Source organism: Pseudescherichia vulneris (genome assembly GCF_902164725.1).
GTDB classification, from domain to species: domain Bacteria; phylum Pseudomonadota; class Gammaproteobacteria; order Enterobacterales; family Enterobacteriaceae; genus Pseudescherichia; species Pseudescherichia vulneris.
The window spans coordinates 4,154,058-4,157,622 of record NZ_LR607338.1 but is presented as its reverse complement, the minus strand read 5'-3'; the positions used below and the strand labels follow the sequence as shown (position 1 = coordinate 4,157,622).

4 protein-coding genes are annotated in these 3,565 nt (G+C 57.9%); 3 read left to right on the top strand and 1 reads right to left on the bottom strand.

The annotated features are described in order from the left end of the window. Positions 1–305, bottom strand: a 305-nt coding sequence (locus FN633_RS17280) for an alanine:cation symporter family protein (RefSeq protein WP_154058981.1), incomplete at its 3' end; no start/stop codon positions are given. A gap of 193 nt (positions 306–498) precedes the next feature. Between FN633_RS17280 and tal the strand changes: the two genes are divergently transcribed. From tal to FN633_RS17265, 3 genes are all read left to right on the top strand, one after another. After that, positions 499–1,452 carry a transaldolase gene (gene tal / locus FN633_RS17275; RefSeq protein ID WP_154058574.1) on the top strand — a complete coding sequence of 318 codons (954 nt, stop codon included), beginning with the start codon at positions 499–501 and terminating at the stop codon, positions 1,450–1,452. Positions 1,453–1,560: 108 nt separating this feature from the next. Continuing rightward, entirely contained in the window at positions 1,561–2,148 is a 588-nt protein-coding gene (mog, locus tag FN633_RS17270) for a molybdopterin adenylyltransferase (RefSeq protein ID WP_042388190.1), read from the top strand. 139 nt (positions 2,149–2,287) lie between these two features. Continuing rightward, positions 2,288–3,565: MFS transporter (locus FN633_RS17265; RefSeq protein ID WP_154058980.1), on the top strand; the 1,278-nt coding region annotated here is incomplete at its 3' end.

Genomic DNA, 3,565 nt, shown 5'->3' with positions numbered 1-3,565 from the left:
CCGATCAGCGCGGAGACCCACATCCAGAACACCGCGCCTGGCCCACCGGCAGAGATCGCCAGCGCTACGCCCACCAGGTTACCGCTGCCGACGCGCGCCGCGAGGCTGATGCAGAGCGCCTGAAATGAGGTCAGCCCGCCAGGCTGGGGCGTCACGCTGTTTTTCAGACTTTTGCCGACGTGGCGCAGGTAGCGAAACTGAATAAATCCCGTGCGTACAGTAAACCAGATCCCTGCTCCGACAAGCAGGTAGATCATTACCGAGCCCCACAGTATTTCGTTGATAAACAGGAAAAAATCTGGCATTCACATTCCTCTTGTTCATGCCGCTAAGCCAGTGTAAACGCTGCCATTTTGCGGCAGCGCAACGCGTCGTTAATCGAGTCTACCATACTCCAGGATAGGGCACTGTCTGCGGTTGCGCTGACAGTGCGTCGTGATATCATCAGGGAAGACCGGTTACATCCCCCTAACAAGCTGTTTAAAGAGAAACACGATTATGACGGATAAATTGACCTCCCTGCGTCAGTTCACCACCGTGGTGGCCGACACCGGAGATATCGCGGCAATGAAGCTGTATCAGCCGCAGGATGCTACAACCAACCCTTCTCTGATCCTTAACGCAGCACAGATCCCTGAATACCGTAAGCTGATTGACGAGGCCGTAAGCTGGGCGAAAAGCCAGAGCAGCGACCGCGCGCAGCAGATCGTTGACGCCTCTGACAAACTGGCCGTGAACATCGGTCTGGAGATCCTGAAACTGGTGCCGGGCCGTATCTCTACTGAAGTAGACGCGCGTCTCTCCTATGACACCGAAGGCTCCATTGCCAAAGCCAAGCGCCTGATCAAGCTCTACAATGACGCGGGCATCAGCAACGATCGCATCCTGATCAAGCTGGCCTCCACCTGGCAGGGCATTCGTGCCGCTGAGCAGCTGGAGAAAGAGGGCATCAACTGTAACCTGACCCTGCTGTTCTCCTTCGCTCAGGCGCGCGCCTGTGCTGAAGCGGGCGTGTTCCTGATTTCGCCGTTCGTAGGCCGTATTCTTGACTGGTACAAATCCAATACCGACAAGAAAGAGTACGCGCCGGCAGAAGATCCGGGCGTGGTCTCCGTGACCGAAATCTACGAATACTACAAGCAGCACGGCTATGAGACCGTGGTCATGGGCGCAAGCTTCCGTAACGTTGGCGAAATCATTGAGCTGGCAGGCTGTGACCGTCTGACCATTGCCCCTGCGCTGCTGAAAGAGCTGGCAGAGAGCGAAGGTACGATTGAACGTAAGCTCTCCTTCAGCGGTGAAGTGAAAGCGCGTCCAGAACGCATCACCGAAGCCGAGTTCCTGTGGGAACACAACCAGGATCCAATGGCGGTAGACAAGCTGGCGGACGGTATCCGCAAGTTTGCCGTGGACCAGGGTAAGCTGGAAACCATGATCGGCGATCTGCTGTAATCCCGCTGCGTGACCGGGTCTCCGGTCACGCTCCTGCTTTTCGATCCTGTCTGTTGTTCCCCTCTGCGTGTATCATTCCCGTATCGATATTGTTTGAACGGAAATACTATGAATACGTTACGCATCGGCTTAGTTTCTGTCTCTGACCGCGCCTCCAACGGGGTCTATCAGGATAAGGGTATTCCTGCCCTCGAAGCCTGGCTGGCCTCCGCCCTCGCGACCCCCTTTACGATTGAAACCCGTCTTATTCCGGACGAGCAGGCGATCATCGAGCAGACGCTGTGCGAGTTGGTGGATGAGATGAGCTGCCACCTGGTCCTGACCACCGGCGGCACGGGCCCCGCGCGCCGCGACGTAACGCCCGATGCGACGCTGGCGGTTGCCGATCGCCAGATGCCCGGCTTTGGCGAACAGATGCGGCAGATCAGCTTGCACTTTGTCCCTACCGCGATCCTGTCGCGTCAGGTAGGCGTGATCCGCAAACAGGCGTTGATCCTCAATCTTCCCGGCCAGCCGAAATCAATCCAGGAGACGCTGGAAGGCGTTAAAGAGCCTGACGGGAAGGTAGTAGTGCCAGGTATCTTTGCCAGTGTACCTTATTGTTTACAGCTTCTTGAGGGGCCCTATGTGGAAACCCACCCCGAGGTGGTAGCAGCTTTTCGGCCTAAGAGCGCTCGGCGCGAAACAATCTCCTAAATAAGCGGCTTTTCTGGCATAAGCGCTGCAATAGGAGAGGGAGAGAGTGGCGTGCTGATTTTTTTACGGTATAGTAATTTTAAGTTTACATAGGCCGTAAATAATAAAATCATCCACCCCTCTTTGCACAGGGTTCGCTATGTCTGAAAACGCCCGCCCACTGAATCGCCAGGATTATAAAACGCTCTCGCTCGCTGCCCTTGGCGGCGCGCTGGAGTTTTACGATTTCATCATCTTCGTCTTCTTTGCTGCCGTCGTCGGCGCGCTGTTCTTCCCGGCGGATATTCCAGAGTGGCTGCGTCAGGTTCAGACCTTCGGTATCTTTGCCGCAGGTTATCTGGCGCGACCGCTGGGCGGCATTATCATGGCGCACTTTGGCGATCTGGTCGGGCGCAAAAAGATGTTTACCCTGAGCATTCTGCTGATGGCGGTGCCCACCCTGGCGATTGGCCTGCTGCCCACTTACGCCACTATCGGCATTGCCGCACCGCTGCTGCTGCTGCTGATGCGTCTTTTACAGGGGGCGGCCATTGGCGGCGAGGTGCCGGGCGCATGGGTCTTTGTTGCTGAGCACGTGCCTGCTCGCCGGATCGGTATCGCCTGCGGTACCCTGACGGCGGGACTGACCGTGGGCATCCTGCTGGGATCGGTGGTTGCCACGGTGGTGAACCGCACCATGACGCCGGAGATGCTGCACGACGTTGGCTGGCGTATTCCGTTCCTGCTCGGTGGTGCGTTTGGCCTGGTGGCGATGTATCTGCGCCGCTGGCTGCAGGAGACGCCGATCTTCCTTGAGATGCAGCAGCGTAAGGCCCTGGCTCAGGAGCTGCCGGTGAAGGCGGTGGTGGTGAAGCATAAAAAGGCGGTGGCGATCTCAATGCTGCTCACCTGGCTGCTCTCCGCCGGCATCGTGGTGGTGATCCTGATGTCACCGGTGTGGCTGCAAAAGCAGTATGGACTTGCTCCGGCCCTGACCCTGCAGGCCAACAGCGTGGCGACCATTATGCTCTGCATTGGCTGCCTGCTGGCTGGGCTGGCGGCGGATCGATTTGGGGCGAGCAGAACCTTTATCGTCGGCAGCATTCTGCTGGCCTGCACCAGCGGCATCTTCTATCACTTCGCCGGGACGCACCCGGAGCATCTCTCTCTGCTCTATGGCCTGGCAGGGCTGGGTGTCGGGGTGGTTGGTGCGGTGCCCTACGTGATGGTGAGGGCGTTTCCGGCCGAGGTGCGCTTTACTGGGATCTCCTTCTCCTACAACGTCTCTTACGCCATCTTTGGCGGACTGACGCCGATTGCGGTTACTCTGCTGATGAGCGTCTCGCCGCTGGCTCCTGCCTGGTACGTGCTGGCGTTGGCGCTGGTGGGCTTAGCATTAGGGATCTGGCTGCGGCAGGATATGAACCATGATGATGTA

Bases quoted from the DNA above. Each gene is read 5' to 3' on its own strand.
- tal (WP_154058574.1), top strand. From the start codon at position 499: ATGACGGATAAATTGACCTCCCTGCGTCAGTTCACCACCGTGGTGGCC.
- mog (WP_042388190.1), top strand. From the start codon at position 1,561: ATGAATACGTTACGCATCGGCTTAGTTTCTGTCTCTGACCGCGCCTCC.